The following is a 256-nucleotide window of genomic DNA, read 5'->3' as shown; positions in this document are numbered from 1 at the left end:
GACGGCACGCCGGCGCTGCTGAAGGGGGTCGCGACCGACTGGGACCTGGTGCGGGCGGGCCGCGAGTCGACCGACGCGGCCATGGCGTACCTGCGCGGCTTCGACGCGGGCCGGCCGGTGCCGTATTCCTACGGCGCGCCGGCGATCGGCGGACGGCCGTTCTACAATGACGACTTCACCGCCCTCAATTTCGAGGTCCGGCGCGGCGCGCTCGGCGAGGTGCTCGACGCGATCGCGCGGCATCTCGACGACGCCC

Annotated in this window: 1 protein-coding gene; it reads left to right on the top strand. The window is 73.8% G+C overall.

Annotated elements, in window-relative coordinates; genetic code table 11:
* A partial coding sequence (locus SB660_RS21995; protein ID WP_410584576.1) for a cupin-like domain-containing protein occupies positions 1 to 256 on the top strand: 256 nt, incomplete at both ends.

The sequence above is a fragment of the Bacillus sp. SIMBA_005 genome, assembly GCF_046535585.1.
GTDB lineage: Bacteria > Bacillota > Bacilli > Bacillales > Bacillaceae > Bacillus > Bacillus pumilus.
The sequence above is the reverse complement of the archived record's forward strand: the minus strand, read 5'-3'. Positions and strand labels throughout refer to the sequence as shown.